Below are 5691 nucleotides of genomic sequence, written 5' to 3'. Positions count from 1 at the left end.
ATGCGCTGGAAGTAGCAGCAGTGTTGGGCGATCGCCGTTATTGTGGCTATCCGGATCGACAAGTGACAGTATTGCATGATGGGGCAGCAACTCGCCAGAGGATTGAGGCGGAGTTAGACCAAATCGCTTCGACATTAACAGAAAAGGACACGTTTGTGCTGTTTTATAGCGGTCATGGGGAATATGGGGAGGATGGCTATTATTTGACGACTTGCGATACTCGGCTGGAGGGGGGTAAGGTCATCGGGGGCAGTGGGGTGAGAGAGACGACTTTACTGGAGAAGGTGAAGGCGATCGCGGCGAAGCGGGTTTTCTTGATTTTTAATGCCTGTCATGCGGGAGAAATTTCGCCGGACTCGTTGGGTGGAGAGTCGCAATCCGGGGGGCGAAATCTGCCAGATCGGACAGCAACGGCGTTATTGGGGACGGGAGAGGGACGGGTTATCATTACGGCTTGTCGGGAAAGTCAGCGATCGCTTTTTTTGCGAAAGGATGCGCTGACGTTTTTTGCTCGATCGCTGACGGAGGGGTTGCGAGGATCGGGTATCGAGAACCGACGGGGCTATATCAGTATTTTTGACCTGTACCAGTACGTTTTTGAGTCCGTGCGGGGTGAGGTAGAGCGCAAGTTTGGGATGCTGGGATGGGTGCAAGAGCCGGAGTTGACGATTCAGAAGGGGATCGGGGCAATGGCGATCGCTTTGCATCGAGGGAAAATAGGTGAGGGAGAGTTGGGAACTGGCGATCGACCTCCGACGTTAGGCGGTGCGGTGCGGGAGGTCGATCTGGCCGAGAGTCAGCAGGTGTTACAACAGATTTTGAGTGGGGAGTTTACGGTGAGTGGGGATGTGAATGTAGTAAAATCCGAAGTAGAGGTCAAGGCTAACAATATTGCCGAGACAATTTTGGAAAATGTGCGAGGTGAAAATATTGTTGGTAAAATTGAGGGTAATGGCATTCAAATTGGAGATCGCACATCATACACAAGCAAAAGTACCTAAATTCAAATTTTATGTCAATCGGTGGTCATTATGGATAATTTGGATGAAGTTAAAGCTATTTTCGATCGCATTGCAGGCGGTCACTACAATGGCACCGATCTAACCATGTTAAGTCAGTTTTTGAGTTCCTGCAAAAACAAGGGTGATATCCAACTCGGCAAAAATATTGTTGGTAAAATTGAGGGTAACGAGATTCAAATCGGAGATCGCACTTACAACGAGTGGAATGAGGACGCGGTGCGATCGCTCGTTGAAGCAGTTGAAGGTAATCAACAAGCCATTGAAAACTTACTCAAATTTCTACAAAAATCATCGTATATTCCCAGTCAGTTTCAATCTCTAATTAACGATAAAACGAAAGATTTTGTGGGACGCGAATATGTTTTTGAGGCTATTAACGCCTTTATTGCCAATAATGATAAGGGTTATTTTACTATCATCGGCGATCCGGGGCAGGGAAAAAGTGCAATTCTAGCGAAGTACGTACAGGAGGAAAACTGTATTGCCCATTTTAACCAATTACTACAAGGACCCAATCGAGCAGATCAGTTTCTTGAGAGTGTCTGTCGTCAATTAATTGAGCGTTATCAGCTTCCTTACGAATCTTTACCCTCCAATGCTAAACAAGATGGAGAATTTCTCAGTCAATTGTTAGATGAAGTCGCACAGCAAGGGAAAGGAGAGAAGGTAATTATTGCTATCGATTCACTTGATGAAGTTTATGGCAATAGTTATCGAGATGCTGCGAATATCCTCTATTTACCCGCTCATTTACCCGATGGAGTTTATTTTATCCTTACTCGAAGACGGGATGTAGAAGTTTCTCTAACCAGTTTTGCCCCTATACAAACCCTCAGTCTGTTAGATTATCAAACTGACAGTGAGCGAGATGTGAGAACCTATATTGGAAATCGAGTTAATAGTAGTGAAAATCTACCTCAGCGCATTGAGATAAGAGGAGAAACAATTACAGAATTTACCAATAAAATAGCGTCAAAAAGTGATAATAACTTCATGTATTTACGTTATGTTTTAATAGATATAGAAGAAGGTAAATATCAAGATTTAACCTTAGAACAATTTCCTCAAGGACTAGAAGGTTACTATGAATTTGACTGGCGACGCATGGGAATGACTGCTAAACCTTTACCTGTCGAGAAAATCAAGATTGTCTATATTTTGGGAGAAGTGCGTGAACCTGTTTCCCGTCGCAAAATTTGTGATTTTTCGGGTGAGGATGAATATACAGTTCAGCAAGTTTTGAATGAGTGGAAGCAGTTTTTACATGAGTTCATGAAAAAGGAGAAACGTTATAGTATTTATCATTCTAGTTTCCGAGATTTTCTGCATCGAAAAGATATTTTAGAAACTCATCCGGTAACACTTCCGGGTATTCATCAGCTTATTGCTAGGAATGAGTTGAAGGTTTGGGAAAAATTAAAGGGAGTTTTAAGGAGGGAGCGTGGTGAGTGATTTTGAAGATTTATTCTTAGAGGATCAAGAATTTGTTTTGAATTTACCTTATCATTTAGCAGAAGCAGGTATGGCAGATAAGTTTTGTGAAATTTTAATGGAGTTTGAATTTCTCAATTATAAAATTTCAGTTTCAGCTTTACAACTATTAATCGAAGATTATGATTTTCCTAAACAATCAAAATTAGACTTATCAGAAAAACAAATTGAAACTTTACAAATTATCCAACGAACACTTCAGCAATCATCTCATATTCTTCAACAAGATAAAACTCAATTAGTTGAACAATTATTCGGTCGTTTATCCTGCCAAGAAAATTATTATATTGAGCTACTCTTAACACAAGCAAGAACAAGTCAAAAAACTTCTTGGTTATGTCCCATTACACCAAGTCTAACTTCATCTGAAAGAACATTAATAAGAATTTTAAAAGGTCATAATGGAGCAATTACTTATTGTGCTTTAAGCAATGATGGAAAAATAGGGTTATCTGGCTCAACAGATTGTACATTGAGAGTTTGGAACTTAGTAAAAGGAACTTGTGAACATATTTTAGTAGGTCATAATAGTCAAATTAATGCTTGTTCACTCAGTGGTAATGGTGAAATTGCTCTTTCTGCTTCTGATGATAAAACTTTAAGACTGTGGAATACAAAAACAGGTAAGTATTTACATATACTTAGACAGCATACAGGCAAAGTGACAAGTTGTGCCTTAAGCGAAAATTCTGAAATTGCTCTTTCTGGTTCTTATGATAAAACTCTAAGAGTGTGGGATACTCAAACAGGAGAATGTTTACTTATCTTTCATTCACATACAGATCAGATAAGTTGCTGTGATTTAAGTAGTGATGGAAAAAAAGCTTTGTCTGGTTCTTATGATGGAACTTTAATATTATGGGATACTCAAACGGGAGAATGTTTATCTATTATAGAAAATAATAATGGATGTTTTAGAGATTGTAGTTTGAATGAGGACGCAACTTTTGCTGTGTCTATTTCTGACGTTTTGGTTATCGAAGATTTGTTAGATGATTCTAATGAATTAGTTGGGGTCAATTTAACTGCTTTATCTAAAATCAATAATTCTGAAACCAAAATTCTTGATCTTAGAGATTCTTCTGATGAAAATAATCTATTTTTGTCTTCAATAATATCTCAAATGATTGAAGAATCTTATTTGTCTGAGGATATGTTTTCAGAGAATTTTAGAGTCAGACTTTGGGATATAAATACTGGTGAATGTATTAAAGCATTTGAAACAAAAGGTTTTACAAATCGCTGCCAAATATCTAAAGATGGAGGAATGATTTTAGCTACAACTAATAACGGAATGATTCATGTTTGGGATAATAATACAGAAAAAAAAATATCTGATATTTTTACTTCAGGTCAAGATGTATCAAATTGTTGTGTTAACAGGAACAAAAATATTCTTTTAGCAGGTTCTAATTTAGATTTGCGTATTTGGACAATCAAATCAATTAAGAAGCCTTTGGCAGAAACTCAAGTAAATAAAGAGGTTGTGGTATGTAATTATAGTAATGATGGAAATCGAGCTTTGTGTATAAGAGAGAATGGAATTATTCAAATATGGAATACTAAGACAGGTTATCTTATCGAAGACTCAGAACTTGATACTGAGCTAGATAACATTACTGAATGTTTAATTAGCTCAACATTAGAAACAGCTTTAATTACAACATTAGAAGATTTTAACCGCAATGTATACATAATTGATTTAAAATCTGGAGAAATACTTGGAAATTTAGATGATGACGAAAAAATAGTAAACTTTGCCATGAGTAAGAATGGAAAAATAGTTGTTTATGCTTCAAATACTAAGTTTTATTTAATAAATATAAAAAAAGAAGCATATATGATTTTAGAAGAATATGTAGATCATAAAAATAAAATAGTAGCTTGTAACTTGAATGAAAATGGATATTTTATAATTTCTGCATATAAAAGTGGGATTTTACGAATAAAAAATTTAATGAAAAATTTTTGCTTAGATATACAAACTGGCCATAGAGGTGAAATAGTTAAGTGTGCAATAAGCGACAATGGATTAATTGCTGTATCTATTTCTCAAGATGGCACTTTAAGAATATGGAATGCTGTTACTGGTGACAGCATTCTTAGTCTACCAATTGAGTCTGAACTTCATCATTTTGTTGTCAGCAATGATGGAGAATTACTACTTTATTCTCCAACTAGATACACAGTAAAAATTGTTAAGGTAAATAATGGTCAAGTAATTGGGAAGTTTACTTTTGACTCATGGGTAAGCACACTAGCGTTTTCCTCTGACAGTACACAGATTATGGTTGGTGATTATTCTGGATGCGTTCATTTCCTTCAGTTAGAAGGATTAAATACATCAGAAAAACAACTCTTGTAAAATGTTATGAATACTTTTAAAAATATATCAACAGAAGGACAAGAATATGTCTTGAATTTGCCCTATCATTTAGCACAAGCAGGTATGGTAGATGATTTTTGTGAAATTTTAATAGAATTTGACTTTCTAAATTATAAAATTTCAGCTTTAGCCTTACAACTTTTAATTGAAGATTATGATTTTCTTAAACAATCAGAATTTGACTTATCAGAAAAACAAACTAAAACTTTACAACTGATTCAACGAACACTTCAGCAATCATCTCGAATACTTCAACAAGATAAAACACAATTAGCTGAACAGCTATTTGGTCGTTTATTTATTCAGGAAAATGATTATATTGAGACACTATTAACACAAGCAAAGGCAAGTAAAGCAACTTCTTGGTTGTGTCCCATTAAACCAAGTCTAGCTTCATCTGAAGGAGCCTTAGTACGAATTTTAGAAGGCCACACTCAAATGATTACTGATTGTGCTTTAAGTAATAACGGAAAAATAGGATTATCTTGCTCAAGAGATTGTACCTTGAGAGTGTGGAACTTAGAAAAGGGAACTTGTGAACATATTTTAATGGGTCATAAAAGTCAAATTAATGCCTGTTCGCTAAGTGGTGATGGTAAGATTGCTCTTTCTGCCTCTGACGATAAAACTTTAAGATTGTGGGATACAAAAACTGGGAAGTGTTTGCATATACTTAAAGAACATACAGAAAAAGTAAAGGATTGTGTATTAAACCAAGACGGAAAAATTGCTCTTTCAGCTTCTGATGATGGGACTGCAAAAATTTGGGATGTAAAAACAGGGCAATGTTTA

The 5691-nt window shown here is 36.3% G+C and carries 3 protein-coding genes and 1 pseudogene; all 4 read left to right on the top strand.

What is annotated here, in order from left to right; all coding sequences use genetic code 11:
* The coding region (locus tag VB714_RS20665) for a caspase family protein (RefSeq protein WP_323226575.1) at positions 1-1001 on the top strand (1001 nt) is incomplete at its 5' end.
* Positions 1002-1031: 30 nt separating this feature from the next.
* The gene (locus VB714_RS20660; RefSeq protein WP_323226574.1) at positions 1032-2474 is read left to right on the top strand and encodes a hypothetical protein; all 1443 of its coding nucleotides are present in this window, start codon (positions 1032-1034) and stop codon (positions 2472-2474) included.
* Entirely contained in the window at positions 2467-4878 is a 2412-nt protein-coding gene (locus tag VB714_RS20655; protein WP_323226573.1) for a hypothetical protein, read from the top strand. The genes VB714_RS20660 and VB714_RS20655 overlap by 8 nt, the downstream gene beginning before the upstream one ends.
* 6 nt (positions 4879-4884) lie before the next feature.
* Positions 4885-5691: pseudogene (locus tag VB714_RS20650) on the top strand (hypothetical protein); the annotation flags it as partial.

Origin of the sequence: Spirulina sp. 06S082 (assembly GCF_034932145.1) — a bacterium.
Lineage (GTDB): Bacteria > Cyanobacteriota > Cyanobacteriia > Cyanobacteriales > Spirulinaceae > CCY15215.
The sequence above is the reverse complement of the archived record's forward strand: the minus strand, read 5'-3'. Positions and strand labels throughout refer to the sequence as shown.